The 14,561-nt window shown below is 72.3% G+C and carries 13 protein-coding genes and 1 riboswitch; of the genes, 9 read left to right on the plus strand and 4 right to left on the minus strand.

The window, feature by feature from the left end:
- Nucleotides 1-86: 86 nt before the first annotated feature.
- Nucleotides 87-1,031 (minus strand): ROK family protein, encoded by a 945-nt coding sequence (locus ABVB68_RS00685; RefSeq protein WP_353599131.1) that lies wholly within the window; start codon nucleotides 1,029-1,031, stop codon nucleotides 87-89.
- A 111-nt stretch (nucleotides 1,032-1,142) separates the two neighbouring features.
- On the opposite strand from ABVB68_RS00685, the gene ABVB68_RS00690 reads away from it, so the two are divergent.
- From ABVB68_RS00690 to otsB, 3 genes are read left to right on the plus strand one after another with little or no spacing between them, the layout of a single operon-like run.
- Nucleotides 1,143-2,420, plus strand: coding sequence for an ABC transporter substrate-binding protein (locus tag ABVB68_RS00690; RefSeq protein ID WP_503005998.1), 1,278 nt, complete (start codon nucleotides 1,143-1,145; stop codon nucleotides 2,418-2,420).
- Nucleotides 2,421-2,455: 35 nt separating this feature from the next.
- On the plus strand, nucleotides 2,456-2,680 hold the full coding sequence (locus tag ABVB68_RS00695; protein WP_353598821.1) for a DUF3263 domain-containing protein: 225 nt from the start codon (nucleotides 2,456-2,458) through the stop codon (nucleotides 2,678-2,680).
- A 36-nt stretch (nucleotides 2,681-2,716) separates the two neighbouring features.
- Complete coding sequence (gene otsB / locus ABVB68_RS00700) at nucleotides 2,717-3,583, plus strand: trehalose-phosphatase (protein ID WP_353598822.1); 867 nt, start codon at nucleotides 2,717-2,719, stop codon at nucleotides 3,581-3,583.
- A gap of 325 nt (nucleotides 3,584-3,908) precedes the next feature.
- Here otsB and ABVB68_RS00705 read toward each other — a convergent pair whose 3' ends face one another.
- Together ABVB68_RS00705 and ABVB68_RS00710 are read right to left on the minus strand one after the other, a co-directional pair.
- The gene (locus ABVB68_RS00705) at nucleotides 3,909-5,336 is read right to left on the minus strand and encodes an alpha,alpha-trehalose-phosphate synthase (UDP-forming) (RefSeq protein WP_353598823.1); all 1,428 of its coding nucleotides are present in this window, start codon (nucleotides 5,334-5,336) and stop codon (nucleotides 3,909-3,911) included.
- Between the two features lie 85 nt (nucleotides 5,337-5,421).
- Nucleotides 5,422-6,366 carry a glucosyl-3-phosphoglycerate synthase gene (locus ABVB68_RS00710; protein ID WP_353598824.1) on the minus strand — a complete coding sequence of 315 codons (945 nt, stop codon included), beginning with the start codon at nucleotides 6,364-6,366 and terminating at the stop codon, nucleotides 5,422-5,424.
- A 124-nt stretch (nucleotides 6,367-6,490) separates the two neighbouring features.
- Nucleotides 6,491-6,633: riboswitch (SAM riboswitch) on the plus strand.
- A gap of 17 nt (nucleotides 6,634-6,650) precedes the next feature.
- Between ABVB68_RS00710 and thrC the strand changes: the two genes are divergently transcribed.
- The 6 genes from thrC (at nucleotide 6,651) to ABVB68_RS00740 (ending at nucleotide 13,772) form a co-directional block, all read left to right on the plus strand.
- On the plus strand, nucleotides 6,651-7,934 hold the full coding sequence (gene thrC / locus ABVB68_RS00715) for a threonine synthase (RefSeq protein ID WP_353598825.1): 1,284 nt from the start codon (nucleotides 6,651-6,653) through the stop codon (nucleotides 7,932-7,934).
- The gene (locus tag ABVB68_RS00720) at nucleotides 7,931-8,209 is read left to right on the plus strand and encodes a MoaD/ThiS family protein (protein ID WP_353598826.1); all 279 of its coding nucleotides are present in this window, start codon (nucleotides 7,931-7,933) and stop codon (nucleotides 8,207-8,209) included. Before thrC ends, ABVB68_RS00720 begins: the two co-directional genes overlap by 4 nt.
- A 444-nt stretch (nucleotides 8,210-8,653) precedes the next feature.
- Nucleotides 8,654-8,857 carry a cold-shock protein gene (locus ABVB68_RS00725; protein ID WP_004929928.1) on the plus strand — a complete coding sequence of 68 codons (204 nt, stop codon included), beginning with the start codon at nucleotides 8,654-8,656 and terminating at the stop codon, nucleotides 8,855-8,857.
- A 356-nt stretch (nucleotides 8,858-9,213) separates the two neighbouring features.
- Nucleotides 9,214-10,836, plus strand: coding sequence for a chaperonin GroEL (gene groL, locus ABVB68_RS00730; RefSeq protein WP_353598827.1), 1,623 nt, complete (start codon nucleotides 9,214-9,216; stop codon nucleotides 10,834-10,836).
- A gap of 203 nt (nucleotides 10,837-11,039) precedes the next feature.
- Nucleotides 11,040-12,170: an NADH:flavin oxidoreductase gene (locus ABVB68_RS00735; protein WP_353598828.1), complete on the plus strand. Its 1,131-nt coding sequence runs from the start codon at nucleotides 11,040-11,042 to the stop codon at nucleotides 12,168-12,170.
- A 54-nt stretch (nucleotides 12,171-12,224) separates the two neighbouring features.
- The gene (locus tag ABVB68_RS00740) at nucleotides 12,225-13,772 is read left to right on the plus strand and encodes a carboxylesterase/lipase family protein (protein WP_353598829.1); all 1,548 of its coding nucleotides are present in this window, start codon (nucleotides 12,225-12,227) and stop codon (nucleotides 13,770-13,772) included.
- A 6-nt stretch (nucleotides 13,773-13,778) separates the two neighbouring features.
- On the opposite strand, the gene ABVB68_RS00745 is transcribed toward ABVB68_RS00740, so the two are convergent.
- The gene (locus ABVB68_RS00745; protein WP_353598830.1) at nucleotides 13,779-14,351 is read right to left on the minus strand and encodes a hypothetical protein; all 573 of its coding nucleotides are present in this window, start codon (nucleotides 14,349-14,351) and stop codon (nucleotides 13,779-13,781) included.
- Nucleotides 14,352-14,561 lie beyond the last annotated feature (210 nt).

The following is a 14,561-nucleotide window of genomic DNA, read 5'->3' on the forward strand; positions in this document are numbered from 1 at the left end:
GCCGGTGGGGGCCCGGCCCGCGGCTGCCCGCGCCCCTTCCGGGGCGCTGCCGCCGCCCGGAGCCTGATTGTCCCGCTCGATGGCCATCAGGTGCTTACCTCCGGAGTCGTAGGGGTGGTCGCCAGCAGGTCCTGGGCGAGGAGACCCGCGCCCAGGCAGCCGGCGGTGTCGCCGAGGGCGGCCGGGACGATGACCGGCGGCTTCTGGAAGGTGACCCGGCGCCGGACGGCGTCCCGCAGCGGCTGGAACAACACTTCCCCCGCCTCGGCCAGTCCGCCACCGATGATCAGCGTGCCGGGGTCCAGCAGGGTGAGCGCGGTGACCAGGCCGTCGGCGAGCGCGTCCACGGCCTGCCGCCAGACCCGGACGGCGTTCGGGTCACCGGACGCGACGGCCTTGGCGCAGTCGGCGGCGTCCGCCTCCGGTTCCCCGCAGGCCGCCGCCCAGGCCTCGCTGACCGCGGACGCGGAGGCGTACCGCTCCAGGCAGCCGTGCTGTCCGCAGGGGCAGGGCGTGCCGGAGGGCCGTACGACGACGTGGCCGATCTCGCCCGCGAAGCCGTGCGCTCCGGACTCCACCCGGCCGTCGATGCCGATGGCGCCGGCGATCCCGGTGCCGAGCGGCACGAACAGGAACCGGTCGGCGCCCCGGCCGGCGCCGATCCGGCCCTCGGCGAGCCCGCCGGTGCGCACGTCGTGCCCGAGCGCGACCGGCACCCCGAGCCGTTCCGAGAGCAGGGCCCGCAGGGGGACGTCCCGCCAGCCGAGGTTGGCCGCGTAGGCGGCGACGCCGTGCCGCTCGTCGACGATGCCGGGGACCGCCACGCCGGCCGCGGCGGCCGGCTCGCCGTAGTGCTCCAGGCCGTACGCGCGCAGCTCGGCGGCGAAGTCGAGGATCGCCGTGATCACCGCGTCGGGTCCGCGCTCGCGCCCGGTGGCGCGGCGGGCGCGGTGCAGCAGCGCGCCGTCGTCGCCGACGAGGGCGGCCTTCATCCCGGTACCGCCCACGTCGAGGGCGATGACATGTCTCACCACGGCCCCTAGTGTGCCCCCGCACCCGGGAGAGGTCTAGTCCACTCGCGTGGTGTAGACCTTATGGGTCCATATTTCGAACGGTCAGACAGCAGGGTTGGGACTTTGACGGTGCGTCGGCGTACGGCAGGAACGATCGCGGTGGTGTCCGCGCTGGGCATGACGGCGGTCCTCGGCGGCTGCGGGAACACGGGCTCCTCCGGCGTGACCCTCAGACTCGTCGCGGCCGACTACGGCGACTCGGCCGCCAACAGCACCACGAAGTACTGGAACGCCCTGGCCGCGGCGTACGAGGCGAAGAACCCCGGCGTGCACGTCGAGGTCAGCGTCTACTCCTGGAACGACGTCGACCGCAAGGTCAAGGAGATGGTCGACGCCGGGCACGCCCCGGACCTGGCCCAGATCGGCGCCTACGCCGACTACGCGGCCGCCGGCAAGCTCTACCCGGTCTCCGACCTGCTCTCCATCCGCACCCAGGCCGACTTCCTCTCCCAGCTCTCCGACGCCGGCCAGTGGAAGCACACGCAGTACGGCATACCCTTCGCCGCCTCCACCCGCGTGCTCTTCTACAACAAGACCCTCTTCGCCAAGGCCGGCATCACCCCGCCCACCACCTGGGACGAACTGGCCACCGACGCCGAGGCGCTCAAGGGCAAGGGCGTCAAGTACCCCTACGCCCTGCCCCTCGGGCCCGAGGAGGCCCAGGCCGAGACCATGCAGTGGCTGCTGAGCGGCGGCGGCAGCGGCTACACCGACGACGTCGGCACCTACACCATCGACTCCGCGCGGAACGTCGAGACCTTCACCTGGCTCAAGGACGACCTGGTCGGCAAGGACCTGACCGGCCCGGTCGCCCCCGGCAGGCTCAACCGCGCGGACGCCTTCGCCGCCTTCGCCGACGGGCAGGTCGGCATGCTCGACGGCCACCCCACGCTGATCCAGCAGGCCGCGAAGAAGGGCGTGCGGTTCGGCATGGTGCCGATGCCGGGCCGCACCGGCACGGCCCCCGCCTCGATGGGCGTCACGGACTGGATGATGGGCTTCCGGCAGAACGGGCACGCCGAGCAGATCGGCGACTTCCTCGACTTCGCCTACGACGAGAAGAACGTCCTCGACTTCTCCCGCATGTACGGGCTGCTGCCGGTCACGGGCTCCGCCTCCACGGCGATGAGCGAGTCGGACAAGGCGGCCGACAAGGCGCTGCACCCCTTCCTCGACCAGCTGCCCACCTCCGAGCTGTATCCGGTCGGCAAGACCTCCTGGGCGTCGGTCAGCGCGGCCGTGAAGCAGAACATCGGCCAGGCGGTCGCCCCCGGCGGCAACCCCTCCGCTGTGCTGACCCGCCTCCAGGCGTCGGCCACGGCGGCGGACAGCAACAACGCGAACTGAGCCGGTTGTCGGTGCCCGGCGTTACGGTGGCCCACATGGAACTCGGCGCCCGCGAACAGGCCGTCCTCGCGCTGGAGCGCCGGGGCTTTCCCGGCCCCGGCGCGAAGGAACGGGCGATACGCGAGGAGCTGGGCCTGTCGCCGGTGAGCTACTACCAGCTGCTCAACGCCCTCCTGGACGACGAGCGGGCGCTGGCCCACGACCCGGTGACGGTGAACCGCCTGCGCCGGGTGCGCGAGTCGCGCCGCTCGCAACGCTGAGGAGTGGACCCGCCCCTTCGCGGATAGTGTCGCCGTATGGGCACCCCTACGACGGACTCGACCAACCCGATGGACCCCCTGCCCGTCCCGGCCACCCAGGCCGGCCGGGACGGACTGGCCGCCTTGCTGGCCCGCCCCCGCACCGCGGTGGTCGGCCTGGACTTCGACGGCACGCTGGCGCCGATCGTCGCCGACCCCGAACAGGCCCGCGCCCACCCCGAGGCCGTGGCCGCGATCGCCGCACTCGCCCCCAAGGTCGCCTCCGTAGCCGTGATCACCGGCCGCCCCGCCGGTGTCGCGGTGCGCTACGGCGGCTTCGCCGGCGTGCCCGGCCTGGAGCACCTGACCGTCCTCGGCCACTACGGCGCCGAACGGTGGGACGCGGTCACCGGCACGGTCACCGCCCCCGCCCCGCACCCCGGCGTGGCGGCGGTCCGCGCGGAGCTGCCGGGACTGCTGGACCGGGTCGGCGCCTGGGAGGGCACGTGGATCGAGGAGAAGGGCCGGGCGGTCGCGGTCCACACCCGGCGGGCGCGGGATCCGCAGGCCGCCTTCGAGGCCCTGCGGGGCCCGCTCGGCGACCTCGCCGCCCGGCACGGCCTGATCGTCGAGCCCGGCCGGATGGTGCTCGAGCTGCGTCCGCCGGGCATGGACAAGGGCGTGGCGCTGGCCGACCACGTCCGCAGGACCGGCGCCGAGTCGGTCGTCTACGCCGGCGACGACCTGGGCGACCTGCCCGCCTTCGCGGCCGTGGACAAGCTCCGCTCCGAAGGGGTCCCCGGCCTGCTGGTGTGCAGCGGCAGCACCGAGGTGACGGAACTGGCCGAACGGGCCGACCTGGTGGTGGACGGCCCGGCGGGCGTCGTACGGCTGCTGCGGTCCCTGGCGTCCCGGCTGGACTGACCGCCACCGGCGGCCCGGCTGGACCGGCGGTGGCTGGACTGACCGCCACCGGCGGCCCGGCTGGACCGGCGGTGGCTGGACTGACCGCCACCGGCGTCCCGGCTGGACTGACCGATCCGGCGGACCGACCGGACCGGCCTCAGCCGATCAGTGCGGCCTCAGCCGACCCCTCCGGCCTCAGCCCGGCCGGTGCGGTCCCTGCCCGCCGGCCCGGGCCGACGTCGGCCGGTGGCCGGGCCGAGGCCTCAGCCGGCCCCTCCGGCCTCAGCCCGGCCGGTGCGGTCCCTGCCCGCCGGGCCGACGTCGGCCGGTGGCCGGACCGGTCTCAGTCGGTCTGCTCGACCAGCGCGTGCAACTGGTCCAGGAACCACTTCGCGGGCGGCAGCGCCGTCGCCGCGGCGGCCAGCCGCTTCGACCGGTCCGCCCGCTCGTCACCGGGCAGGGTCAGTGCCTCGTGCAGCGCCTGCGCCGTGCCCGTGATGTCGTACGGGTTCACCACGATCGCGTCCTCGCCCAGCTCCTCGTACGCCCCCGCCTCGCGCGACAGCACCAGCGCGCAGCCCTGGTCCGAGACGACCGGGATCTCCTTGGCGACCAGGTTCATGCCGTCCCGGATCGGGTTGACCAGCGCCACGTCGGCGAGCCGGTACGCGGCCAGCGAGCGGGCGAAGTCGTCCTTCACGTGCAGCACGACGGGAGTCCAGCCGGCCGTCCCGTACCGCTCGTTGATCTCGTGCGCCACCCGCTGCACCTCGGCCGTGTACTCGCGGTACACGGCGAGGTCCTGCCGGGAGGGGTAGGCGAACGCCACGTGGACGACCCGCTCGCGCCACTCGGGGTGCTCGTCCAGCAGCTGCCGGTACGCCAGCAGCCCGCGCACGATGTTCTTCGACAGCTCGGTGCGGTCGACGCGGACGATGGTCCTGCGGCCCTCGCCGATCTCCTTCCGCAGCACCGCCATCCGCTCGTCCACGTCCGCCTTGTGCGCCCGCTCGCGCAGGAAGTCCGCGTCCGCGCCCAGGCCGTGCACGCCGATCCGGGTGCCCGAGGGGATCCCCGGGCCCAGCACCGCGTGGCAGCAGTCCCGGAACGCGTTCGCCCACCGCTCGGTGAGGAACGCCGCCCGGTCCGCGCCCAGGATGCCCGTCAGCAGCTCGGCCGCGATGTCGTCGGGCAGCAGGCGGAAGTAGTCCGGCGGCGCCCACGGCGTGTGCGAGAAGTGGCCGATGCGCAGGTCGGGGCGGAGCCGGCGGAGCATCCGGGGGGCGAGGGCCAGGTGGTAGTCCTGGATCAGCACCGCCGCTCCCTCGCCCGCCTCCTCGGCCAGCGCCTCGGCGAACGCCTGGTTGTAGGCCTCGTAGGAGGCCCACTGCCGCCGGAAGTCCGCGTCGAAGATCGGCTCCAGCGGGGTCTGGTACAGCAGGTGGTGGACGAACCAGAGGACCGAGTTGGCGATGCCGTTGTAGGCGTCGGCGTGCACCGTCGCGTCGATGTCGAGCATCCGCACCCGCTGCCCGCCGGTCTCCTCGGCCGGCAGCAGACCGCCGTCGGCGCGCCGTACGGCCGCCCGGTCGCCCTCGCCCAGCGCGGCGCACACCCACACCGCGTCGGTGTCCGGACCGATCGCCGACAGGCCGGAGACCAGTCCGCCGCCGCCCCGCTTGGCGTGCAGCGAGCCGTCCTCGCGCAGTTGATACGAAACCGGGCCGCGGTTGGACGCGACCAGCACCTCAGCACCGTGGGTCGAAGCCATACGCCTCAACCTAGCCCGGCCCGGAAACGCTCAAACGTACGGTCTGCCCCGGCGGGGGCCGTATACGGCCGTTCTCCGCGCGCCATCAAGCCACGCGGCGGGCGGCGTACTCCGCGATCTGCGCCATCGGCGGGCGTTCCTCGGTGTCCACCGAGTAGGTGCGCGGCTCGAAGCCGGCCGCGCCCCGCTCGAACTGGGTGAGGGCGGGCCGGACCAGGTGGCCGCGGGCCAGCCGGAGCTGGGCGGTGCGGTAGATGGCGGCGGCCATCCGGCCCAGCGCCTGCCCGTCCTGGTGGCGGTGCCTGCGCACACCCACGTCCACCTGGGCCAGCGCGTCGAGCCCCACCAGGTGCAGGGCGTCGACCAGCATGCCCAGCTCCACGCCGTAGCCCACCGGGAACGGCAGCTGTTCCAGCAGGGAACGGCGCGCCGCGTACTCGCCGCCCAGCGGCTGCACGAAACCGGCCAGTTGCGGCCAGTGCATGTTCAGCAGCGGGCGGGCCATCAGCTCGGTGACCCGGCCGCCCTGACCGGCCGCGCCGCCCAGCGGGCGGTCGTACATGCCCTTGACCAGGTCCACCCCGGGCTCGGTGAGCAGCGGGCCGACGATTCCCGAGACGAAGTCGGAGGAGAACTCCCTCAGGTCCGCGTCGACGAAGCAGACGATGTCGCCGCCGGTGACGAGCAGCGAGCGCCAGAGCACTTCGCCCTTGCCGGGGGCGGCGGGTATCCGGGGCAGGATGTCGTCGCGGTGGACGACCCGGGCGCCCGCGGCGGCGGCGACCGCGGAGGTGCGGTCGGTGGAGCCGGAGTCGACGACGACGATCTCGTCGACGAGCGGGACCCGCTCCACGAGGTCGCGGCGGATGACCGTGACGATGTCGCCGACGGTCTCCTCCTCGTCGAGGGCGGGCAGCACGACGCTGATGGTCTGCCCCGTGCGCTGCTTGGCGGCCAGGATCCGGGGCAGCGGGCGATCGGCCACGGACCAGGAGCGGGTGGCCAGCCAGCGCTCGACTTCTTCCAGCACGGCGGCTCCTCACGTGTCTCGCGGTTCGGACGACTATCTCAACTGTCCCGGCCTTCGGTTACAGTCTTGAACAACGCCGGTGACCATCGCATGTCGGAGGTCGCGCGCGTCGACAACCGAATACCGCTCATCCAGAGGGGCAGAGGGACACGGCCCGATGAAGCCCCGGCAACCCTCCAGCCGGTACTCGTCTTCCACGCGAGGCTCCCGGCTAGGGAAGGTGCCAAATCCGTCTCGCGGCGAGATGCGTCGTGAGGAAGATGAGGAGAAAGGGCCTCGCCTCCATGGCTGTGCAGACAGTTGCAAGCACCAGCAGTTCCACCGTCGACCTCGGACCCGCCGCGGCCCTGAGCTGTCGCGAGTGCGGCCACCGCGTGCCCCTCGGTCCGGTCTTCGCGTGCGAGGAGTGTTTCGGCCCGCTGGAGATCGCCTACGACTTCTCCGCCTACGGCACCGAAGAGCTGCGCGCCCGCATCGAGGCGGGCCCCGCGAACATCTGGCGGTACGCCCCGCTGCTGCCCGTCCCCGCCGACGTGGCCGACAAGCCCAACATCAACCCGGGCTGGACCAAGCTGGTCAAGGCCGACAACCTGGCGGGCGAGCTGGGGGTGACCGGCGGCCTCTTCGTGAAGGACGACTCCGGCAACCCCACGCACTCCTTCAAGGACCGCGTCGTCGCCCAGGCCCTGGAGGCCGCCCGCGCCTTCGGCTTCACCACGCTCTCCTGCTCCTCCACCGGCAACCTGGCCGGCGCCGTGGGCGCCGCCGCCGCCCGCGCCGGCTTCCGGTCCTGCGTGTTCATCCCGCACGACCTGGAGCAGGGCAAGGTCGTCATGGCCGCCGTCTACGGCGGTGAGCTGGTCGGCATCGAGGGCAACTACGACGACGTGAACCGCTTCTGCTCGGAGCTGATCGGCGACCCGGCCGGCGAGGGCTGGGGCTTCGTCAACGTCAACCTGCGGCCGTACTACGCGGAGGGGTCCAAGACCCTGGCGTACGAGATCTGCGAGCAGCTCGGCTGGCGGCTCCCGGACCAGCTCGTCGTCCCGATCGCCTCCGGCTCCCAGCTCACGAAGATCGACAAGGGCCTGCAGGAGCTGATCAGGCTCGGGCTCGTCGAGGACAGGCCGTACAAGATCTTCGGTGCGCAGGCCGAGGGCTGCTCCCCGGTGTCGACCGCCTTCAAGGCCGGTCACGACGTGGTGCGCCCGCAGAAGCCGGACACCATCGCCAAGTCCCTGGCCATCGGTAACCCGGCAGACGGCCCGTACGTCCTGGACATCGCGCGCCGCACCGGCGGTGCCGTGGAGGACGTGACGGACGAGGAGATCGTGTCCGCGATCAAGCTGCTGGCCCGCACCGAGGGCATCTTCGCGGAGACCGCGGGCGGCGTGACCGTCGGCGTCACCCGCAAGCTGCTGGAGAACGGCCTGCTGGACCCGGCGAAGACCACGGTCGTCCTCAACACCGGCGACGGCCTGAAGACCCTGGACGCGGTGGCCGGCACCGGCCTCAGCGCCACCATCCGCCCGACCCTGGACTCCTTCCGAGAGGCTGGCCTCGCATGAGCGTGACCGTTCGCATCCCGACCATCCTGCGCACCTACACCGGCGGCCGGGCCGAGGTCGCCGCGGAGGGCGGGACCCTCGCCGAGGTCATCGAGGACCTGGAGAAGAACCACACGGGAATCGCCGCCCGGGTGCTGGACGACCAGGGCAGGCTGCGCCGTTTCGTCAACGTGTACGTCAACGACGACGACGTCCGTTTCGAGCAGGGCCTGCAGACGGAGACCCCCGACGGCGCCGGTGTCTCGATCATTCCCGCCGTCGCCGGCGGCTGCTGACCGAATGACCGATCATTACCTTCGGTAACAGCGGTTACGCAAGGTTCGCCCGATTGCCTCCTCCGTGAGAGAAGCGGAGGGGGCAATTCTGCGTGATTGAGCGCGGTACAGTTGGGGAACGCGCTCGCGGTCCACTGATCGCGGCCCCTTGATTCATACCGCGCGACCCGGCAAGAAGTAGCCAAAGTGTGCGGGTTTTATGTGGCTTTTGCTCCTTTTGTGGAGCCCGACTTGCCCTGAATTCAGGCGAATTCTCGCCACATTCCGGACCGGCCTCGTCCAGAATTCTCGTCCGATTGACCTGTTGCAGACGGCAGTTGGACAGATACATTCAGCCGCGGTCGACGCGTTCCGGCGCACGCCCCGTCCATTTGGTGGGGCGAGGTCTGACCCGGGTCCGCGAAGTGTGGATCTGTGCAAGGGCCAGTAATAGGGGAGTTAGGCATGGCTCAGGGCACCGTCAAGTGGTTCAACGCGGAGAAGGGGTACGGCTTCATCGCGGTCGACGGTGGTGCGGACGTCTTCGTCCATTACAGCGCCATTCAGATGGACGGCTACCGCACCCTGGAGGAGGGCCAGCGGGTGGAGTTCGAGATCTCGCAGGGCCAGAAGGGCCCGCAGGCCGACATGGTTCGCCTCAGCGCCTGAACGTTTCTTGTCACGAAGGGCCCGCACCTCGCAGAGGGTGCGGGCCCTTCGTCGTGCCCGGGCCCGCGGTGTGCGCGGGTGGCCGGCCGCCCCGCCGTCCGCCCTGGTGCTCGCGTCCGGCCGTCACCCGACCGCCGCCGCCCGACGAGTTCGCTGTGCGGGCGCACCTTGCACTCGGGCATGCCGAGTGCTAATCATTGCGTTAGCACTCTGAAGGTGAGAGTGACAACGAAGGACCGGGTCGGTGAGGCCCGCAGACCGGGTGGGGCAAGGAACCACGAGGTCGGCGAGCCGTCCGTCGCGGGCGCGGGCGCGGTCCGAAGGAATCACCCCCAGTCCTGGAGGGACCACTTCACATGGCCAAGATCATCGCGTTCGACGAGGAGGCGCGGCGCGGCCTCGAGCGCGGCATGAACCAGCTCGCGGACGCCGTGAAGGTGACGCTCGGCCCCAAGGGCCGCAACGTCGTCCTCGAGAAGAAGTGGGGCGCCCCCACGATCACCAACGATGGTGTCTCCATCGCCAAGGAGATCGAGCTCGAGGACCCGTACGAGAAGATCGGCGCCGAGCTGGTCAAGGAAGTCGCCAAGAAGACGGACGACGTCGCCGGTGACGGTACGACCACCGCGACCGTGCTGGCCCAGGCCCTGGTCAAGGAAGGCCTGCGCAACGTCGCCGCCGGCGCCAACCCGATGGCGCTGAAGCGCGGTATCGAGAAGGCCGTCGAGGCCGTCTCCGCCGCCCTGCTGGAGCAGGCGAAGGACGTGGAGACCAAGGAGCAGATCGCCTCCACCGCGTCCATCTCCGCCGCCGACACCCAGATCGGCGAGCTGATCGCCGAGGCCATGGACAAGGTCGGCAAGGAAGGCGTCATCACCGTCGAGGAGTCCCAGACCTTCGGTCTGGAGCTGGAGCTCACCGAGGGTATGCGCTTCGACAAGGGCTACATCTCGGCGTACTTCGCCACCGACATGGAGCGGATGGAGGCGTCGCTCGACGACCCGTACATCCTGATCGCCAACTCCAAGATCTCCTCGGTCAAGGACCTGCTCCCGCTGCTGGAGAAGGTCATGCAGTCGGGCAAGCCGCTGCTGATCATCGCCGAGGACGTCGAGGGCGAGGCCCTGTCGACCCTGGTCGTCAACAAGATCCGCGGCACCTTCAAGTCCGTCGCCGTCAAGGCCCCGGGCTTCGGCGACCGCCGCAAGGCCATGCTCGGCGACATCGCCATCCTCACGGGCGGCGAGGTCATCTCCGAGGAGGTCGGCCTCAAGCTGGAGAACGCGACCCTGGACCTCCTGGGCCGCGCCCGCAAGGTCGTCGTCACCAAGGACGAGACCACCATCGTGGACGGTGCCGGCTCCTCCGAGCAGGTGCAGGGCCGCGTGAACCAGATCCGCGCCGAGATCGAGAACAGCGACTCGGACTACGACCGCGAGAAGCTGCAGGAGCGCCTGGCGAAGCTCGCCGGCGGTGTCGCGGTCATCAAGGCCGGTGCCGCCACCGAGGTGGAGCTCAAGGAGCGCAAGCACCGCATCGAGGACGCCGTCCGCAACGCGAAGGCCGCCGTCGAGGAGGGCATCGTCGCCGGTGGTGGCGTGGCCCTGCTGCAGGCCTCCCAGGTCTTCGAGAAGCTGGAGCTCGAGGGTGACGAGGCGACCGGCGCCAACGCCGTGCGCATCGCGCTCGAGGCCCCGCTGAAGCAGATCGCCGTCAACGCCGGCCTCGAGGGCGGTGTCGTGGTGGAGAAGGTGCGCAACCTGACCCCGGGCCACGGCCTGAACGCCGCGACCGGCGAGTACGTCGACCTGGTCGCCGAGGGCATCATCGACCCGGCGAAGGTGACCCGTTCCGCGCTGCAGAACGCCGCCTCCATCGCCGCGCTGTTCCTCACCACCGAGGCCGTCATCGCCGACAAGCCGGAGAAGGCCGCCGCGCCGGCCGGCGGCGGCATGCCGGGCGGTGACATGGACTTCTGATCCGCCTCACGGCCGATCGCGTCCTGACCGAGGGCGGTCTCCCCTGTCGCACGACAGGGGAGACCGCCCTCGGGCTTTTTCCGTCGCCGGATCGGGGGCCGGGGCGGGAATGCGGGGAGCGTGGCGACTGTTGCTTCATGTGGTGCAACAATGCGTGCGCACATACCAGTCGGTTTCCACTCTTACCTCTCAGGAGCCCCCACGTGACCGTCACCGTCACCGAGCCCGCCTCCCGTGCGGCCAGGATCCTCTCGCGTCCGATCGCGCTGAACGGCCTCACCGTTCCCAACCGGATCGCGATGGCGCCGATGACCCGGATGTTCTCCCCGGGCGGCGTCCCCGGCGACGACGTGCGGTCCTACTACGCGCGCCGCGCGGCCGCGGGCGTCGGCCTGATCGTCACCGAGGGCACCTACGTCGGCCACGAGTCGGCCGGCCAGAGCGACAGCGTCCCGCGCTTCCACGGCGAGGAGCAGCTCGCGGGCTGGGCCCGGGTCGCCGAGGACGTGCACGCGGCGGGCGGCACGATCGTCCCGCAGCTGTGGCACATCGGCATGGTCCGCAAGCAGGGCGACCCGCCCTTCCCGGACGCCCCCGCCGTCGGCCCCTCCGGCCTGGTCACCGCGGGTGCCGAGCCCACCGGCAAGACGATGACGCAGGCGGACCTGGACGCCGTGATCGGCGCGTTCGCCGAGGCCGCCGCGGCCGCCGAGCGCATCGGCTTCGACGGCGTCGAGATCCACGGCGCCCACGGCTACCTCCTCGACCAGTTCCTGTGGGCGGGCACCAACCGCCGCACCGACGCGTACGGCGGCGACCCGGCTGCCCGCGCCCGGTTCTCGGCGGAGGTCGTCGCCGCGGTCCGCGAGGCCGTGTCCCCCGAGTTCCCGGTCCTCTTCCGCTACTCGCAGTGGAAGCAGCAGGACTACACCGCCCGCCTCGCCGAGACCCCCGAGGAGCTGGAGGCGATCCTCACCCCGCTGGCCGCCGCCGGCGTCGACGCCTTCCACGCCTCCACCCGCCGTTACTGGCTGCCGGAGTTCGAGGGCTCCGACCTCAACCTCGCCGGCTGGACGAAGAAGATCACCGGCAAGCCGGTCATCACGGTCGGCTCGGTCGGCCTCGACGGCGACTTCATCGGCGCCTTCCAGGGCGAGGGCTCCCAGGTCAAGGCCATCGACAACCTCCTCGACCGCCTGGAGGCCGACGAGTTCGACCTCGTCGCCGTCGGCCGCGCCCTGCTGCAGGACCCCGAGTGGGCGGCCAAGGTCCTCTCCGACCGCTTCGACGAGCTGACGGCGTACGACGCCGCCGCGCTGAAGACCCTCAGCTGACGGGCACTCGTGATCGCTCCCGTCCGTTCTCCTCATGACCAGTGAGGAGCGAGCATGACGACGAGCGAGTCCCTGGCCCCGGACACCGGCGACCCCGTGGTGCGCACCGCCTGCGGCGCGGTGCGCGGCCTGCGCGAGCAGGGCCTGGCGGTGTTCCGGGGCATTCCCTTCGCTGAGCCGCCGGTGGGCGCGGCCCGCTTCCAGGCCCCGCGCCGGGCCCGCCGCTGGGACGGCACCCGGGAGGCGTTCGCGTTCGGGCCGCCGCCCCCGCAGGAGACGGGCGTCCTGGGCCGCGCGGCAGGCCCGCTCGGCCCCATGGGCGACGACTGGCTCACGCTGAACGTGTGGACCCCCGCCCCGGACCCGTCCGCCGCCCGCCCGGTGATGGTGTGGATTCACGGCGGCGCGTACAAACTGGGCCACGGCGGCCAGCCGGGGTACGACGCCCGGCGCCTGGCCCAGGAGGGCGACGTCGTGGTCGTCACCTTCAACTACCGCGTCGGCATGGAGGGTTTCGGCCTCTGGGAGGGCGCCCCGGCCAACCGCGGTCTGCTGGACCAGGTGGCGGCCCTGGAGTGGGTGCAGGAGAACATCGGCGCGTTCGGCGGCGACCCGGCCCGGGTCACGGTCCTCGGCGAGTCGGCGGGCGCCGGCTCCGTCGCCTCCCTGCTGGCGATGGAGCGGGCGCGGGGGCTGTTCCACCGCGCGGTGGCGCAGAGCGTCCCCGGCACGTTCTTCTCGCCCGACCTGGCCCGCGACATGGCGACGGCACTGGCGGCGGAGGCGGGCCGGCAGCCCACCGCGGCCGACGTGGCCGGCCTGGATCCGCGCCGGCTCCCCGAGGCCGGGCAGGCGCTGGCGGCCAAGATGTACCAGTACCAGGACCGCTGGGGCCGGGCCGCGCCCACGGCCACCCCCTTCTCCCCGGTGGTCGACGGCGACGTCCTGCCCACCACCCCCTGGCAGGCGCTGGCCTCGGGCGCGGCGCGCGGGGTGGACCTGCTGGTGGGCCACAACCGCCACGAGTTCCGCCTGTTCATGTTCATCGCCGGCATGCTCGGCAGCGTCACCGAGGACCGGGCGGCGGCGGCCCTGCGCCTGCTGGCCCCGGGCGGCGAGGCCGGCGAGCGCGCCTACCGCGAGGCGTTCCCCGAGGCGTCCCCCGACGAGCTGTTCGAACACGTCCAGACGGACTGGCTGTTCGGCATGCCGAGTGTGCGGCTGGCCGAGGCCCAACTGGCCGGCGGCGGCCGGTCCCACCTGTACGAACTGACCTGGCCCGCCCCGGGAGGCGACGGCGCGCTGGGCGCCTGCCACGGCCTGGACGTGCCGCTGCTCTTCGGCACGTTCGACGCGGATCTGGGACGCCTGCTCTTCCCCGGCGGCAGACCGACCCCGCAGGCGGAGCACCTCTCCGCCGTCTTCCGCCGCTCCTGGACGGCGTTCGCGCACACCGGCGACCCCGGCTGGCCGCGGTACGACACCCGCACCCGCCCGGTGCGGGTGCTGGACGCCGAGCCGAAGGTACTGCCGGACCCGCAGGCCCGGCGCAGACGCATCTGGGAGGGGCACCAGTTCCGGCCCCTGCCCCTGCTGCCCTGACGGCGGCTACAGATTGCCCATGGGCTCGATCTCGACGCGCACCGGCGTGCCCCACACCCGCAGCACCTCGTAGTCGGTGAACTCGTGCACGAGCCGGTACGCCATGGCGGGCCGGGAGCCACGCCGTTGCGCGGCGAGGTACGCCTCGGCCTCGCGCCGGTCCCTCCTCGGCGTCCCGCACAGCTGCCACTCCTGCCCGTTCCACAGCTCCGGCAGCCAGCGCTGCTGGGGCTGCGGCCGGTCACCGCGCACGCCGTAGCGGGACGGCGCCTGAGCGACCGGCTCCCCCGGGCGCGGCCTGCCGCTCTGGTACTCCGAGCGCCGGGCGGCCCGCCGCCGGGTCTCGCAGAGCAGGCACAGATCGGGTGCGCTCGTGTCGACCGGACCCTGCGGGTGCTCCGGGCACCGGGTGCTGGGCGCACTGCCCGAGGCGCTCTCCTCCACCAGGTCGAGCGCCCTGCGCAGGTCGGCCTTGATCTCGTGCAGCCGGGCGTCCGGCGTGTCGGCGCCGAGGGCCTCGCCGTGCTCCCCGAGCAGCCGGAGCGCCCGTCCCAGGGCGGTGAGCTGGGCGTGATTCATGTCAGTGCGATGCCTCCTTGCCTCCATGGTGCCCGCTATCCCGCCATGACCGGCCCCCGGGCCGTCCGCGCCGTCTTCTCGGGGGCCGCGCTCGCCTCTTCCGGCGTGGTGCCGGCTATCCCGCCATGACCGGCCCCCGGGCCGTCCGCGCCGTCTTCTCGGGGGCCGCGCTCGCCTCTTCCGGCGTGGTGCCGGCTATCCCGCCATGAG

Source organism: Streptomyces sp. NPDC096012 (assembly GCF_040426375.1).
Lineage (GTDB): Bacteria > Actinomycetota > Actinomycetes > Streptomycetales > Streptomycetaceae > Streptomyces.

Excerpts from the sequence above, each read along its gene's own strand:
- ABVB68_RS00695 (WP_353598821.1), top strand. The coding sequence starts at position 2,456 with ATGGAACTCGGCGCCCGCGAACAGGCCGTCCTCGCGCTGGAGCGCCGG.
- otsB (WP_353598822.1), top strand. The coding sequence starts at position 2,717 with ATGGGCACCCCTACGACGGACTCGACCAACCCGATGGACCCCCTGCCC.
- ABVB68_RS00705 (WP_353598823.1), bottom strand. The coding sequence starts at position 5,336 with ATGGCTTCGACCCACGGTGCTGAGGTGCTGGTCGCGTCCAACCGCGGC.
- thrC (WP_353598825.1), top strand. The coding sequence starts at position 6,651 with ATGGCTGTGCAGACAGTTGCAAGCACCAGCAGTTCCACCGTCGACCTC.
- ABVB68_RS00720 (WP_353598826.1), top strand. The coding sequence starts at position 7,931 with ATGAGCGTGACCGTTCGCATCCCGACCATCCTGCGCACCTACACCGGC.
- ABVB68_RS00725 (WP_004929928.1), top strand. The coding sequence starts at position 8,654 with ATGGCTCAGGGCACCGTCAAGTGGTTCAACGCGGAGAAGGGGTACGGC.
- groL (WP_353598827.1), top strand. The coding sequence starts at position 9,214 with ATGGCCAAGATCATCGCGTTCGACGAGGAGGCGCGGCGCGGCCTCGAG.
- ABVB68_RS00740 (WP_353598829.1), top strand. The coding sequence starts at position 12,225 with ATGACGACGAGCGAGTCCCTGGCCCCGGACACCGGCGACCCCGTGGTG.
- ABVB68_RS00745 (WP_353598830.1), bottom strand. The coding sequence starts at position 14,351 with ATGAATCACGCCCAGCTCACCGCCCTGGGACGGGCGCTCCGGCTGCTC.